The sequence below is a fragment of the Psychrobacillus sp. NPDC093180 genome (assembly GCF_044754065.1).
Taxonomy (GTDB): Bacteria; Bacillota; Bacilli; order Bacillales_A; family Planococcaceae; genus Psychrobacillus.
On the sequence record NZ_JBIVOJ010000001.1, the window covers coordinates 399,085 to 413,871 of the forward strand.

Annotated in this window: 17 protein-coding genes; 9 read left to right on the top strand and 8 right to left on the bottom strand. The window is 36.9% G+C overall.

Annotated elements, in window-relative coordinates:
* Window positions 1-392: 392 nt before the first annotated feature.
* The 4 genes from ACIP9W_RS02010 (at window position 393) to ACIP9W_RS02025 (ending at window position 3,954) form a co-directional block, all read left to right on the top strand.
* Window positions 393-1,532: an acyl-CoA dehydrogenase family protein gene (locus ACIP9W_RS02010; RefSeq protein ID WP_400785504.1), complete on the top strand. Its 1,140-nt coding sequence runs from the start codon at window positions 393-395 to the stop codon at window positions 1,530-1,532.
* A gap of 136 nt (window positions 1,533-1,668) precedes the next feature.
* A complete protein-coding gene (gene cccA, locus ACIP9W_RS02015) occupies window positions 1,669-2,043 on the top strand; it encodes a cytochrome c550 (RefSeq protein WP_400785506.1) in 375 nt (124 codons plus the stop codon).
* Window positions 2,044-2,139: 96 nt separating this feature from the next.
* A complete protein-coding gene (locus ACIP9W_RS02020) occupies window positions 2,140-2,832 on the top strand; it encodes a tRNA (adenine(22)-N(1))-methyltransferase (protein WP_400785508.1) in 693 nt (230 codons plus the stop codon).
* A 3-nt stretch (window positions 2,833-2,835) separates the two neighbouring features.
* Entirely contained in the window at window positions 2,836-3,954 is a 1,119-nt protein-coding gene (locus ACIP9W_RS02025; RefSeq protein WP_400785510.1) for a Nif3-like dinuclear metal center hexameric protein, read from the top strand.
* A 40-nt stretch (window positions 3,955-3,994) separates the two neighbouring features.
* Here ACIP9W_RS02025 and ACIP9W_RS02030 read toward each other — a convergent pair whose 3' ends face one another.
* The gene (locus ACIP9W_RS02030; protein WP_400785512.1) at window positions 3,995-4,975 is read right to left on the bottom strand and encodes a 4-hydroxy-3-methylbut-2-enyl diphosphate reductase; all 981 of its coding nucleotides are present in this window, start codon (window positions 4,973-4,975) and stop codon (window positions 3,995-3,997) included.
* Window positions 4,976-5,079: 104 nt separating this feature from the next.
* A complete protein-coding gene (gene vrrA, locus ACIP9W_RS02035; protein ID WP_400785514.1) occupies window positions 5,080-5,688 on the bottom strand; it encodes a VrrA/YqfQ family protein in 609 nt (202 codons plus the stop codon).
* 104 nt (window positions 5,689-5,792) lie between these two features.
* On the opposite strand from vrrA, the gene ACIP9W_RS02040 reads away from it, so the two are divergent.
* Both ACIP9W_RS02040 and ACIP9W_RS02045 read left to right on the top strand, forming a co-directional pair.
* Window positions 5,793-7,091, top strand: a complete 1,299-nt coding sequence (locus ACIP9W_RS02040; protein ID WP_282243509.1) for a DEAD/DEAH box helicase — start codon at window positions 5,793-5,795, stop codon at window positions 7,089-7,091.
* 13 nt (window positions 7,092-7,104) lie between these two features.
* Window positions 7,105-7,989 carry a deoxyribonuclease IV gene (locus tag ACIP9W_RS02045; protein WP_400785516.1) on the top strand — a complete coding sequence of 295 codons (885 nt, stop codon included), beginning with the start codon at window positions 7,105-7,107 and terminating at the stop codon, window positions 7,987-7,989.
* Between the two features lie 18 nt (window positions 7,990-8,007).
* On the opposite strand, the gene ACIP9W_RS02050 is transcribed toward ACIP9W_RS02045, so the two are convergent.
* Window positions 8,008-8,268, bottom strand: coding sequence for a hypothetical protein (locus tag ACIP9W_RS02050; RefSeq protein WP_400785518.1), 261 nt, complete (start codon window positions 8,266-8,268; stop codon window positions 8,008-8,010).
* A gap of 105 nt (window positions 8,269-8,373) precedes the next feature.
* Here ACIP9W_RS02050 and ACIP9W_RS02055 point away from each other — a divergent pair, with 105 nt between their 5' ends.
* Genes ACIP9W_RS02055 through ACIP9W_RS02065 form a run of 3 tightly spaced genes read left to right on the top strand, consistent with a single transcriptional unit; the run spans window position 8,374 to window position 10,393 of the window.
* Window positions 8,374-9,141, top strand: a complete 768-nt coding sequence (locus ACIP9W_RS02055; protein WP_400785520.1) for a metal ABC transporter ATP-binding protein — start codon at window positions 8,374-8,376, stop codon at window positions 9,139-9,141.
* Window positions 9,138-9,983 (top strand): metal ABC transporter permease, encoded by an 846-nt coding sequence (locus tag ACIP9W_RS02060; RefSeq protein ID WP_400785522.1) that lies wholly within the window; start codon window positions 9,138-9,140, stop codon window positions 9,981-9,983. Before ACIP9W_RS02055 ends, ACIP9W_RS02060 begins: the two co-directional genes overlap by 4 nt.
* On the top strand, window positions 9,983-10,393 hold the full coding sequence (locus ACIP9W_RS02065; protein WP_400785524.1) for a Fur family transcriptional regulator: 411 nt from the start codon (window positions 9,983-9,985) through the stop codon (window positions 10,391-10,393). Before ACIP9W_RS02060 ends, ACIP9W_RS02065 begins: the two co-directional genes overlap by 1 nt.
* A gap of 870 nt (window positions 10,394-11,263) precedes the next feature.
* Here ACIP9W_RS02065 and ACIP9W_RS02070 read toward each other — a convergent pair.
* From ACIP9W_RS02070 to ACIP9W_RS02090, 5 genes are all read right to left on the bottom strand, one after another.
* Window positions 11,264-11,794: a GNAT family N-acetyltransferase gene (locus ACIP9W_RS02070; RefSeq protein WP_400785526.1), complete on the bottom strand. Its 531-nt coding sequence runs from the start codon at window positions 11,792-11,794 to the stop codon at window positions 11,264-11,266.
* 149 nt (window positions 11,795-11,943) lie between these two features.
* Window positions 11,944-12,525, bottom strand: coding sequence for a 5' nucleotidase, NT5C type (locus ACIP9W_RS02075; protein ID WP_400785528.1), 582 nt, complete (start codon window positions 12,523-12,525; stop codon window positions 11,944-11,946).
* 12 nt (window positions 12,526-12,537) lie between these two features.
* Window positions 12,538-13,668 carry a flavodoxin-dependent (E)-4-hydroxy-3-methylbut-2-enyl-diphosphate synthase gene (gene ispG / locus ACIP9W_RS02080; RefSeq protein WP_282243497.1) on the bottom strand — a complete coding sequence of 377 codons (1,131 nt, stop codon included), beginning with the start codon at window positions 13,666-13,668 and terminating at the stop codon, window positions 12,538-12,540.
* A gap of 91 nt (window positions 13,669-13,759) precedes the next feature.
* On the bottom strand, window positions 13,760-14,086 hold the full coding sequence (locus tag ACIP9W_RS02085; RefSeq protein WP_400785530.1) for a hypothetical protein: 327 nt from the start codon (window positions 14,084-14,086) through the stop codon (window positions 13,760-13,762).
* A 45-nt stretch (window positions 14,087-14,131) separates the two neighbouring features.
* Complete coding sequence (locus ACIP9W_RS02090; RefSeq protein ID WP_400785532.1) at window positions 14,132-14,632, bottom strand: DUF1189 family protein; 501 nt, start codon at window positions 14,630-14,632, stop codon at window positions 14,132-14,134.
* Between the last annotated feature and the right edge of the window lie 155 nt (window positions 14,633-14,787).

Genomic DNA, 14,787 nt, shown 5'->3' on the forward strand with positions numbered 1-14,787 from the left:
GTGAGACTCCGATAATTACAGCAGAGTGTCCATTATATTTCGAGATATCTCCCAGTTAATGGCTAAGGGCAATCAAGCAGTCATTGAAAGCAATCAATTCTATTCCCAAGGCAACTAAATCTGTATAAGAGCAACCAAATTACTAGTCAGAGCAACCAATTTGCAGATGGAAGCAACCAATTCTTAAAATAACAAGTTTACTAGGAGGGAGACGTCGATAATTATTAAACCGTATTCGAATAGGATGTCATTCTACTTCAAAATACACTTTTTCATTCCTGTAATCCTCGCCCGAGACTATTTCTGATTCTTTTTCATATTAAACTGCAAAACTTTCGTATTTTCAGTATAATAAGAAAGTAAGCGTTTTTATTTACAAAGGGGATGAAGAAATGAATTTTGATTTAACACAAGAACAACAAATGATTCGCAAGACAATTCATGAATTTGCGGATGAGGTAGTTGCACCAGGTGCAATCGAGCGAGACAAAACGAAAGAGTTTCCAAAAGAAATCTTTAAACAGCTAGCCGACATGGGGATGATGGGCCTGCCGTTTGCAGAAGAGTACGAGGGAGCAGGAGCAGATACAGTTAGTTTTGCAATCGTAACGGAGGAGCTAAGTCGTGCATGTGCATCAACAGGTATTACTTATTCAGCACATATCTCACTTGGAGGAGCTCCACTAAATTTGTTCGGGACAGAAGAACAGAAGCAAAAATATTTAGTGCCAATCTGTACAGGAGAGTCGTTCGGAGCATTTGGACTAACAGAACCTAACGCTGGCTCGGATGCAGGAGGAACTCAAACAACTGCTAAAGAAGATGGCGACGACTTTGTTATCAATGGAAATAAATCGTTTATCACAAATGCCAGTTATGCGAAGCATCTAGCATTAACTGCTATAACAGATGTAAAAGATGGAAAAAAAGAAATATCAGCGATCATTGTACCTACGGATGCTGAAGGTTTTACAGTTATCGACAATTATGAAAAAATGGGTTTAAATGCATCTAATACTACAGAATTAGTGCTTGAAAATGTGCGAGTACCGCAGGAAAACTTGCTTGGGAAACGTGGAAATGGGTTTAGACAATTTTTAGTGACGCTTGATGGCGGACGAATTGGTATAGGAGCGATGGCAGTTGGGATTGCACAGGCTGCTTTTGACCGTGCATTACGCTATTCAAAGGAACGGAAACAATTTGGAAAAACCCTTTCTGAATTTCAAGTAACTCAGTTTAAGTTAGCAGATATGGCGATGAAAATCGAATTGGCTCGAACAATGGTTTATAAAGCAGCATGGCTAAAAGACCAAGGACGCGCATTTGGAAAAGAAGCTGCTATGTGTAAACTGTATGCATCTGAAATTGCGATGGAAGTAGCAGATCAAGCAATCCAAATTCATGGTGGATATGGCTATATGAAAGAATATGAAGTAGAACGTTTTATGAGAGATGCAAAACTGCTTGAAATTGGAGAAGGAACATCTGAAGTTCAACGCATGGTTATTGCAAGACATATTGGTTGCTAAGTCGAAATTATGTCTAAAATGTCACAAAGAAATAAAACTTCCTCTTTAAGACTTTTCGTTTTCGTTAGAATGCAGTACAATATTAGTGTTGACTAATTCTATTTAGAAAAGTATATAGCAAGAGGGAGGGTAAATTATGAAAAAGAATCCAATTATTCCGTTTTTATTAATTATGGGATTTGGTATTGGTTTAATTTTCTTCTTATCAATTCAAGGTGTAAATAACAAAGAAGAAATTGCTGCTACAGAAGAAGCTGCTGAAGGCGGTGCAGCTGAAGGAGAAGCAACTGCTGGTGAATTTGATCCAGCTGAGTTTGCACAAGGGAAATGTATTAGCTGTCACGGTGCCAATTTTGAAGGACAAGGCAATTTCCCATCATTAGTAGGGACTGCTCTTTCAGAAGATGAAATTAAAGACGTTTTAGCTAATGGTAGAGGTGCAATGCCAGGTGGTTTAGTACCAGCTGAAAACATCGATGCTATGGCTGCATGGGTTAAATCTTTAGAATAGTATCATATTTTTTTCAAAAAGACCTTTGATTCTACAAAAGAATCGAGGTCTTTTTTACTTTTTGATATAATGAGATGTAGAAGAGGTGTTTACAATATGAATGCAAAAAATTTATCGGAAAGACTAAAAACAGTTGCTTCCTTTGTAGAAAAAAATAAAGTTTTGGCGGACATCGGAAGTGATCATGCTTATTTGCCTTGTTACTTAGTACATACAGGTATTATTAAAACAGGTATTGCAGGCGAAGTAGTAAAAGGCCCATTTGAATCTGCGAAAAAGCAAGTAAGAAGTGAAGGATTAGAAAACCAAATAGATGTACGTTTTGGAGATGGACTAGAAGTAATTAAAGAGACAGATCATGTCGAAACAATTACAATAGCTGGTATGGGCGGACCGCTTATTGCCTCTATTTTAGAAGCTGGAAAAGATAAACTTGATTCGGTAGAAACGTTAATCTTACAGCCGAATATTCATGCAAAGGCCATTCGTGAATGGGCGTTGAAAGAAAACTGGAAAATTACAAACGAAACTATACTGGAAGAGCATGATAAAATTTATGAAATTGTTGTTCTTCAAAAAGGTCAGATGGAACTCACTGATCAGGAACTACTTGTTGGACCTTATTTAATGAAAGAAAAATCAACTATTTTTCATAAAAAATGGTCGAATGAACTGAGGGAATGGCAACGAATCATGGATCAGCTAGATAAAACGGTAGCGTCCAAGGAAGTGCAAAGTAAGAAAGAAGAGCTCGAAAGAAAAATTGCTTTAGTAAAGGAGTCGTTGTAATAAATGAAGCAACCAAATGGTCAACAGATCATCTCTCTTTTTGAACAATGGGCACCAAAATCACTGGCTGTCGAAGGAGACTCGATTGGATTACAAGTCGGTACGCTAAATAAGCCAGTCTCAAAAGTACTTGTTACACTTGATGTAAACCCACAAGTTGTACAAGAAGCAGTGGAGCTTGGCTGTGAGTTAATTATTGCGCATCATCCTCCTATATATCGTGGTATGAAAAATATGCGGACCGATTTACCACAAGGAAGACTAGTTGAACAACTGATCAAGCATGATATCGCGGTATATGCTGCGCATACGAATCTCGATATAGCAACTGGTGGAGTAAATGATTTGTTAGCAGATGCATTACATCTAAAAAATATCGAAATAATGGAGCAAACAACTGCTGAAAGGTTAATGAAGTTAGCGGTATTCACACCAAAAGAATCGACGGAACAAGTAAGAGAAGCTTTAGCAAACGCAGGTGCTGGACAAATTGGTGACTATACTAATTGTAGCTTTACTTCGCCGGGTGAAGGACGATTCAAGCCGTCAGCAAGTGCAGATCCTTATATCGGTAAAGCGAATGAGCTTGCCGTTGTGGAGGAAGATAAAGTAGAAGTAGTGTTTCCTATTTCTATTAAAAATCGTGTGCTGAAAGCTCTGCTTACATCGCATCCGTATGAAGAGCCTGCATATGATCTTCTACTCATGGATGTAGAAGTAAATGAAAAGGGGCTTGGAAGAATTGGAACATTACCAAATCCAGTCACGCTTTCTGAATATGCACAAACTGTGAAGCAACAATTACAGGTTCCATTTGTTCGTGTAGTTGGTCCTTTAGATAAAACGATTCAGAAGGTTGCAGTATTAGGCGGGGATGGCAATAAATATATACAAACTGCAAAAAGAGCAGGGGCAGATGTATTTGTTACTGGCGACCTGTACTTTCATGTGGCACAGGATGCGGAAGCTATCGATTTAGCGGTCATCGATCCTGGTCATCATATCGAATCTATTATGAAAACAGGTGTGGCAGATTATATGAATACTGCGTGCAATGAAAATAAACTTGCTTGTTCATTCATTCCATCAAAACTTTCGACAGAACCATTTCAACTTATATAAAAAGAAGCTGCTTCCGGTGAAGAGAAGCAGCTTCTTTTATTTAGTTATTCACTGGATATGGTTCAATTCGATCTACAGGTTTTGGTACTTTAATTTTTGGCAGTATCTTTTCAGGCATAACTTTTTTCGTTGTATCATGAGTGGTAGGATCTTGAGGATCATACTTCTCAAGAAACTGAATAACTTCTTTTACAATTGGAGTAGGAGTAGATGCTCCAGCGGTAACTGCTACATGGTTAATATTCTCTAACCATTCTAGCTGTAAGTCCGAAATGTCCCCTATACGATAAGAAGGAGTCCCTGCTATTTCCTCTGAAACTTGTGTTAGTCTATTAGAGTTATTACTCATCGGATCTCCAACGACTATTAATAGTTCCGCTCCGCCTGCTTGTTCAGCAACAGCTTCTTGTCTAACTTGTGTCGCAAGACAAATTTCTTTATGAACATCGATATGTGGATATTTTTCTTTTAATTTTTCCATTAAATGTACAACATCCCATTGAGACATGGTAGTTTGGTTTGTAACGAGTAATTTATCTGTTTGGAGATTTAAGTTTTCAACATCTTCTAAAGTTTGAACAAGGTGCACTTTATCAGGTGCAACTCCGATCGCACCTTCTGGCTCTGGATGACCTTTTTTCCCGATATAAATAATGTCATAGCCTTCTGCTGTTTTTTCTCTAATCAGATCATGAGTGACAGTAACATCCGGACAAGTTGCATCAATTGATACTAATCCTTTTTTACGTGCTAGTTCCTTTACTTCCGGAGACACCCCATGTGCCGTAAAAATAACAGTACCTTCGTCCACTTTAGATAGAATATCTAAACGGTTTTCACCATCTAGCGTAATAATTCCATCTTGTTCAAAAGCATCTGTTACATGTTTGTTATGGACAATCATTCCTAATATATATATTGGCCGTGGAAGAGAAGTATCAAGTGCAGCATTGCGGGCAATAATCATTGCATCCACTACACCATAGCAATATCCTCTTGGCGAAATTTTTTGTACAATCATTTCAGAAACTCCCTTCTGGTGCAAACATACATCTATTATAACGGAGCCCCAACATGAATACAAAAGTTTAACTTTTTTCACTATTACTCCACTTTTCTTGCATGTTAGAAAGGTGGTTGGAAGATACGTGGAAGAGAAGCCCCATTTGTAACTGCTGTGGCAGTTCTTGCTACATTCGAAGCTGCTGTAGCAGCCGAAGCGACATTTGCGGTGGCATTAGTTGCAGCAGCGGTATTCGGGACACTTTGAAACCCGCGGTATAGCTTTAATAATGCAGGCACATTTTGAATCATAGGAGCGTACTGTCTAACCATAGGGGTGAGCTGTTGAGCAGTATTTAAAAATTTATCGGCTGTTTGTAAGTAGGACATTGCTTTACTAGGACCTTGCGCTGCCTGTGCAGCTTGTGCTCCCTGTGCCATCCCTCCGAATGGGTTATTTGCTTGCATCCGACCAGCCATATTCCCAATATTGCCTAAAAAATTACCAGTAGGACTATTTGGCCCCATATTCGAAGCTATATTCCCGAGATTGCTGAGAAAGCCTCCACCTTGGCTAGGAGCGGATGTAGGAGCAGAAAAGTTACCTAGACCCCCGCCAAAAAATCCCCCAGCAGGTGAAGAAGGTGGGATTTGAGGAGCTCCTGTCATGTTAAAAAAACCTCCTCCAGTATTTCCGCCTTGAGAAAACGGATAAAAAGATTCGTAGCGCATGTTTTCATCTCCTTTCGAACAAATAAAGTCTAATCTATTCTATGCAAATTATACGTTTTATGTACAATCGTGGTACAATAAAGAAATGTGAGGGAGGGACTAAAATGTCCAAATATACAGATTATAATTTTCAGCCTTTTTTACAAGAAGCAATTGATAAATTAGGCTTCCAAGAACCAACGCCAATTCAAAAAGAAATGATTCCTTTAGTGTTAAAAGGTAAAAGCGCGATTGGTCAAGCACATACTGGAACAGGAAAAACACATAGTTTTTTGATCCCAATTGTTGAAAAAATAGATGCGAGTAAACAAGAAGTACAAGCAATTATTACATCACCAACAAGAGAGCTTGCAACTCAAATATACAATGAGTTAAACAAGCTAGTAGAAGGTACAGAAATCCAAACGAAATTATTTATCGGTGGGACTGATAAAGCACGTGCGATTGAAAAATTAAAAACACAACCGCAAATCGTAGTAGGTACACCTGGACGACTTCGTGATTTAACAGTAGAACAAGCATTACTAGTGCATACTTCGAATATTCTAGTAGTTGACGAAGCGGACCTAGCATTCGACTTAGGGTTTATAAATGAAATCGATCAGTTTGCGTCCCGTATGCCAGAGAAACTTGAAATGTATGTATTCTCTGCGACGATTCCAGAAAAGCTACAACCATTCCTGAAAAAATATATGGATGCTCCAGTTCATATTAAAATTGGAGACAAGCGTCCAGTTGCAGAAGGAATCGATTTTACTGTCGTGCCAGTTCGTAGTAAATCACGTAAAAAACGCTTACTTGAAGTAATGGCAGGGATCAATCCATATTTAGCGATCATTTTCGCTAATACAAAGCAAAATGCAAATGAAGTAGCGAGCTTCTTGCAGGAAAATGGCATTAAAGTCGGCGTTGTGCACGGGGATATTGCCCCACGTGAACGCACACGTGTTATGAAGCAAATTCATGATTTAGAATTTCAGTATATAGTCGCAACGGACTTGGCCGCGCGTGGAATAGATATTCCTGGAGTAAGTCATGTCATTAACTATGAAATTCCAGACGATTTAGAGTTTTTCATCCACCGTGTAGGAAGAACTGCACGCGCAGGTCTTACCGGTTTAGCTATCACTTTGTATGAGCCATCGGATGAAGATGCATTAAATCGTATTGAAAAGATGGGAATTACATTTGAACATAAAGATGTGATAAACGGCGAATGGTCTGAGTTAAAAGAAAGACATGCTCGTAAAAACCGTCCAAAAATGGAAAATGAAATAGATGCTAAAGCAAAAGCATTAGTACGTAAGCCTAAAAAAGTAAAGCCAGGCTATAAACGTAATATGAAATGGGAAATGGAAAAAGTAAAGAAAAAAGAACGTCGCATCAAAAACCGTAAGAAATAAGGGGGACATACCAATGCTATTAGGGTCACATGTTTCGATGAGTGGAAAAGAAATGCTGCTTGCATCAAGTAAAGAAGCAGCATCATATGGTGCAAACACATTTATGATTTATACAGGTGCACCTCAAAATACTCGTAGAAAACCTATAGAAGAATTGAATATAGAAGCCGGATTACAACATATGAAAGAAAATGGATTATCTAATATTGTTGTACATGCCCCGTATATTATTAATCTTGGTAATACAACAAAACCAGAGACATTCGCACTAGGAGTAGATTTTTTACAAAAAGAAGTGGAACGGACGGCCGCTATTGGAGCAACGCAAATTGTTTTGCATCCTGGAGCGCATGTGGGTGCAGGAGCAGAAGCTGGAATAGCTAAAATTGTGGAAGGCTTAAATGAAGTGCTGACACAGGATTATCCGGTTCAAATTGCATTAGAAACGATGGCTGGAAAGGGTTCTGAATGTGGACGCACTTTTGAAGAACTTGCTCAAATTATAGATGGAGTTACAAATAATCATCGACTCTCTATTTGTTTAGATACTTGCCATATTCATGATGCTGGATATGATGTCGTAAATGATTTTGACGGCGTTTTAAACAAGTTTGATAAAATCATTGGGTTAGATCGTTTAAAAGTACTGCATATTAATGATAGTAAAAATGTATGCGGTGCAGCGAAGGACCGACATGAGAATATTGGCTTTGGAGAAATTGGATTTGAAGCCTTACTAAAAGTTGTGCATCATCCGCAGTTAACGGAAATTCCTAAGATTTTGGAAACACCTTTTGTAGGAGTAGATGCGAAAACAAAACAAGCTCCTTATAAAGTAGAAATTGACATGCTGCGTTCAAAAACATTTAATTCAGAAGCAATTGATGCATTAAGATAGTAAGAAAAAGTACCCTCTTTAGCGAAAAGAAGAGGGTGCTTTTTCAATTATCTCTTTATATAAAGTTGTTGCGCGTTGTTCACCAAGCAATTGAATAAGTTTTTGCTGGATGGATACAGGTACCCCTAATACAAGCCATGATAACGAAATCTCCTGTAATAAAGGATGTACTCCATCTAATTCTTTATCGGATAATTTAATATCAAACCCTTTCAAAATTGTCTTAAATTCTTTTTTAGAGCAGTTTTGTAGCTGCACAATAAACTTCGCTATATCCATTTAAACTTCCTTTCAAGTAATATTTATTTACAGAAGACAAATTTTCCACTATACTTGAATATTGTAAATCGTAACGATTATGAATTAGAATAGAGGAAAATATATATGGCCACACCACTAATACAACTAGATAACGTATCTTATCAATATGAGCAAACAAAAGCATTAAAAGATATAAATATAACCATTGAAGAAGGGGATTTTTTAGCCATTATTGGTCCAAATGGATCTGGAAAATCTACTTTATTAAAAATAATTCTTGGTTTATTAAAGCCGACAAGTGGAAAAGTCCAATTATTGGGGCAACCAGTTGATCAATTTAAAGAAAAAGAACAGATCGGTTATGTTTCTCAAAAATCAAATGCATTTAATACAGGTTTTCCTGCTACAGTAGCTGAGGTAGTAAGAAGCGGACTTGTGAAAAAAATTGGTTTATTTCATCGCTTTCCTAAAAATGTTCATCTTGAAGTTCGCCAAGCACTAAAGTCGGTAGGAATGGAAGAGTTCGCACATCGTAATATTGGGGAACTTTCCGGTGGGCAACAGCAACGTGTATTTATTGCAAGAGCATTGATAAGCAATCCAAAGGTATTAATACTTGATGAGCCGACCGTAGGTATAGACAGTAAAAATGTTCGTTCGTTTTATCTTATGTTATCTCATTTGAATCGGGAACATAATATTACAATTGTTTTAGTAACGCATGATGTGGACGCTGTATCGAAAAGTATTAGTCATGTAGCATGTCTAAATCGGACTATTCACTTCCATGGGTTTAAAAACGATATGGATACAATGAGTGATGAGCAACTAGAAGCTTGGTATGGTCATGCAGTTCGTAAAGTAGATCATCGAAGTGAGGTGCAAGTATGATAGAATCGATACTTCGTTATGAGTTTCTACAAAACGCCTTTGCAGCCGGATTAATCATTGGAGTGATTGCACCACTTCTAGGAGTGTTTATCGTCGTACGTAGGCTATCGCTAATTGCTGATGCACTAAGTCATGTGACACTTGCAGGTATTGCAGGGAGTTTGTACTTAAGCCAATCTATTAGTGCATTGGGGTTATTAAATCCATTATATTTAGGTATTACTGCTTCTGTGACGGGATCCTTATTTATCGAACGTCTTCGCAGATTGTATAAGCATTATGAAGAACTGGCAATTCCGATCATTATGTCAGCTGGTCTTGGATTTGGTGCAATTTTCATCTCACTTGCAGAAGGATTTAGCTCTGATTTATTTAGTTACTTATTTGGATCTGTTTCAGCAGTAAGTAGACAAGATTTGTGGATTGTGGTGATTATTGCATGTATCGTTGTGGTATTTTTGAGTTTCTTTTTTAAAGAATTATTTGTTTTATCTTTCGACGAAGAGTATGCCAAAGCATCGGGACTACCTGCAAAATGGGTTCATGTGCTCTTTATGATAGTGACAGCATTAGTTATTGCAGGCTCCATGCGTATTGTTGGTATATTGCTTGTGTCTTCTTTAATCACGTTACCAGTCGCAGCAGCGATGCGTATTGCGAAAAGTTTTAAACAAGCAATTTTTTTCTCTATTGTTTTTGGTGAACTGGCAGTTATTGTTGGCCTAGCAAGCGCATTTTATTTGGATTTAGCGCCAGGCGGTACAATTGTTGTGGTTTCTATTATAATCTTACTTCTGACGATATATCTTAAAAAATGGATGAAGAGGGGAGTTCCTGCATAATGAATATAGAAAAAGCGTGGGAGATTCTTAAAAAAGAGGGCTTTAAAAAAACGGACAAGCGTGAACAAATATTAGATATTTTTTCGCAAACGGAAAAATATATAACAGCAAGAGATATATTAGATGTGATGATGGCAGAGCATCCAGGGATGAGCTATGATACAATCTATCGAAACTTAAGTACCTTTGTTGATTTAGGTATTTTAGAAGAAACAGAGCTTACTGGAGAAAAGCATTTTAGAATGCAATGTGAAGCAGACCATCATCACCATCATTTTATATGCATGTCTTGTGGGAATATAAAAGAAATTAATTATTGCCCTATGGAGACCCTGCAAAATGCGATTCCTGGATATGAAATTGAAAATCATAAATTTGAAATATACGGTAATTGTCCAAATTGCCATTAAGAAAACCTCGCCAAATCAATGTTTGGCGAGGTTTTCTTTTATTGGTTAGTAAACTATTGAAGATATAGACACTAATTAAAGTTGGAATTTGGTTGCTTTTTGCATAGAATTAATTTCTTTCCATATCTTATTAATTGACCTTAGACATTAACTGGATAACATTATACCAAAATATTTCAAATGATAGGGAAACTGCGCGGTGAGTTGCTCTGTTAGTGTCCGCTATGATTTTCACTGCAGTCGTACGCTTTCCGTGGGGTGAGCGATGAGCCATTCCCTCCGCTTAGGGCGTCGTTGGAATGTCTCATTAGCCCACTCATCCCACAGGAGTCGACGCCAGCAGTGAAAATCAATTGTAATTTCATTTTTATTCAGGATCGACTTGCTAAGAACAAAATCATTAATAGTTATTAGCGTTTGTAAAACCAATAAATGTATAAGGTTAACAGATAGTTCATTGTCAGCAATCAAACCTATTTGAAGAACAATTTAATCAGCATAAAAGCGAACAAATTACTAGCGGAAGCAACTAGTTTTTAAAATAACAGTTAAATAGACGATACGCTTTGATTTTAATAAGCACCTTCATTATTTGTAGGCTGCATTTTAATCATATTGTATAAACAGAACGAGTGACTCAGAATTCATTTATTGCCTAATAAAATCTCTTACATCGCAGTTTCTCTATTATGTGCGTCATTGCAATTGTTGTTCACCTGAACTAAGTTAAAGAGGAGACAGGCACATTAGCACTTTTTACTTCAATAAACATAATTATGTAATCACTTTATATATTAACTGACATAAGAATTCACTCATTGTAGTTTTTCAGGAATTGGTCAATATTACAAACGGATAATAAGTATAAGATTAATGGTTTGGATTGAGTATTGCTAACATCTGATGATCTTCCCAGTGGCCGTTTATCTCAACATTTTTCTTTGCTATTCCTTCTTTGTGAAAACCAACTTTTTCTAATACCCGGATCGAACCGATGTTATGTGGCATAACTCCAGCTTCAATTCGATGCAAGTGAAGGTTCTCAAAAGCATAATTAACTACTAACTTTGCAGCTTCGGTTGTGTAACCTTTGCCGTTGTGTTCTTGGTCTAATGAATACCCAAGAATCGCACATTGACGAGGTCCACGCATAACTTGAAATAAACCAATGGTTCCGATGAGGAGATCATCACTAGTTCTAAATATTCCGAAACGATATTCCATGTCTTTATCTGTATTCTGTTGCCATTTATTTATTAATTCTTTTTGGGCTTCAATTGTAAAATAATTAGATGGTCGAGTAATTGAATAGCTTTCAAAAAAAACTTGATTTTTCTTTTCTAAATTCAGTAACTCCTCTGCATCTGGAAGGGTGAGAGGGCGTATATAAACGTTTGACATAAAATCTTCCTTTCTATAATAAAAACTTAAATTATTATAACATAAAGAAATTATCACGTTTTCTAAATTTTCAGGAGTGTAAACAGTACAATTGATATGATGTTGAACTGAAAAAGAGACCTTGTCTGCTTGACAAGGTCTCTTGAAAATTATTTATGCAAAGAAAGTGCAAATTCTTTTTCAATCCAGTTATTTGCCTCAATCCAATTGTTTACGCGTATAACGCCTTTAGGAGCGGCTTGCTGATTATATGGTGTGTTAAATAATAACACGGGAATCTTTAGTTCCTCATTTATTTCAACCGCATTATCGTGCTTATCTTCAAAGAACACGTGGATGCCATGCTTTCTAGCTGTTTCAATTTTGTTATGCGTACCGATTAATTCGATATGATCGTAAAGCAATTCTTGCTCTTTGAACCAGTTAAGCGTTACATCCATCACATTTTCCCCTCGAGCTGATATGAAGTATAGTTCATATTTTTCTTTCCAAGCAGATAACACAGCATGTGCATCAGGTTGAATAGGGGAAGTGGCATAGATAGTTGCTTCAGACTTTTTAAACCACTCATAAAATTCTATTTCATTGACAGGAAAAGCTTTTGTTAAGTCATATTCTTTAATATCACTTAACTGTAAATTACATTTAAATGCTTCATTGATATGAGGAAGCAAAGAAGTAGGGCAAGTTACTGTCCCGTCTATATCGATTCCGAATCGAATATTCGTCATATTCCCGACCCCTTATGCTTTTTGTATTTCTTCTTGTTCTTTTTGTTTTTGTTCTAGTTCTTGCTGAGCAAAATATTCTGCAGCAATTTTATCGATTTCAATTTTCAACTCGTCTACCATTGTTTCTTCTGGTACTTTACGTACCGTTTTTCCTTTGCGGAATAGAAGACCTTCTCCACGTGCTCCGGCAATTCCAATATCTGCTTCACGAGCTTCACCAGGACCATTTACTGCACAGCCTAATACCGCTACTTTAATCGGTGCTTTAATATGGGAGATGTATTCTTCTACCTCATTTGCAATAGATATTAAGTCAATTTCAATACGTCCACATGTAGGACATGAGATTAACGTTGCTGCATTGGAAGATAAGCCAAATACTTTTAACAATTCACGTGCAACTTTTATTTCTTCGACTGGATCTGCACTTAGTGAAACACGAAGCGTGTTCCCAATACCCATAGATAGTAATGTACCAAGACCAGCTGCACTTTTTATCGAACCAGCAAAAAGTGTTCCAGATTCTGTGATACCTAAATGTAATGGGTAGTCAAATGCTTGAGAAGCCTTTTTGTATGCTTCCACTGCTAAGTTCACGTCAGAAGCCTTCATTGATACGATAATATCGTGAAAATCTAAGTCTTCTAGTATTTTAATATGGTGCAGTGCGCTTTCTACCATACCATCTGCAGTAGGGTAACCATATTTCTCTAAAATTTTCTTCTCTAAAGAACCAGCATTTACACCAATACGAATCGGAATACCTTTCGCTTTTGCTGCATTTACAACGGCTTCTACTTTTTCTTTACGTCCGATGTTACCTGGATTAATACGAATTTTATCTGCACCTTGCTCAATGGCAATTAGCGCTAGTTTATAGTCAAAATGGATATCCACGACTAGTGGTATATTAATTCGTTTTTTTATCTCTCCGATCGAATACGCGGCGCGTTCATCAGGACAAGCGACACGAACGACTTGACAACCAGCTTCCTCTAGTCGCAAAATTTCTGCAACTGTTGCTTCCACATCATGTGTTTTTGTTGTCGTCATACTTTGGATGAATAGTTCGTCACTTCCACCTATAGTTAAATTTCCTACTCGAACTGGACGAGTTTTGGAACGATGAATTATTTCACTCATGTAATTCTCTCCTTCTCGAGGCTTTTTGCCATCACTATCCACCATTTTATCAGTCTTTCGAAGGTGTTGACAAGGAAGAAACCTCTATTTGTTAATTTTTACATTGTGCAGGTGTTATATACACGGGTAAAAGTACTTGCTCACCTGCTAGAAAGCTTTGGTTGCTAAGGTGTGGATTCAAGGTATAGAAATCATTTAATCTCTCTGTAAAGGTTACAGATTTTGCTGCTGGATACATGGAAAATAATGAATAAATAGTATCTCCACCAACAATTTCAACTGCAATATAATCGAGTGTTTCTATACATTCTTCCTCAGCAGGGTAATATGCAAGTGGGATTGTACCTTCGAATAAATCTACTTTCACTATATAGAACGAGATTAAGAGTAAGATAGTTGCTAAGAATATTTTCATCATAAAACCCCCTTGTCCTAATCTATGCATAAGAAAGGGGGGATATGATTATCTCTTTATCGGATAATATTTAGTAGCGAATACTAAATATATAAAAGAGATTAGATAAATGGCAATCTGTACATAACTGCTCGTCCATTGTAGTAATGTCGCCATAATAGCTATTAGCATAGGAACCGTACTAGCAAAGAGAGTTGTCCGCCAAATATGCCTGTATTCTCCTTTTCGTTTTCTTAAATAGAGAATAATCGTCCCAATATAAGCGAATATACTAATTTGTACAAAGATTATTAGTGTATTAAACACAAATAAAAACAGAAATGCAAAAGGATAGAGAAGCCACTGAATTTCTGAAAAGTACTCAAGCAAACCTTCCATACTTGTTTGCTGATCCGATATTCCGTTTGTAAAAAAGATGAATGAGATAACTGTCATGATGAAAATATAAATAAATATGTATTGCATTACTTTTCCTATAGGAATGAGTCGAAAAGCCGCAATTTTTTTAGGACTATGTAAACTTGCCTTGAAAATTTGGTATAAATTCACGAATGTCACCCTTTCCTGCTTATATTAGCATTTTACAACAGAAGAAGACAAAAAAAGCCACGAAAATCGTAAAGAAATTATTATTATGTATACTTTAGCTTTATATTTCCTTTATACTTTATCCATAATACCTTACTTTTTCATGGGAAAATTGT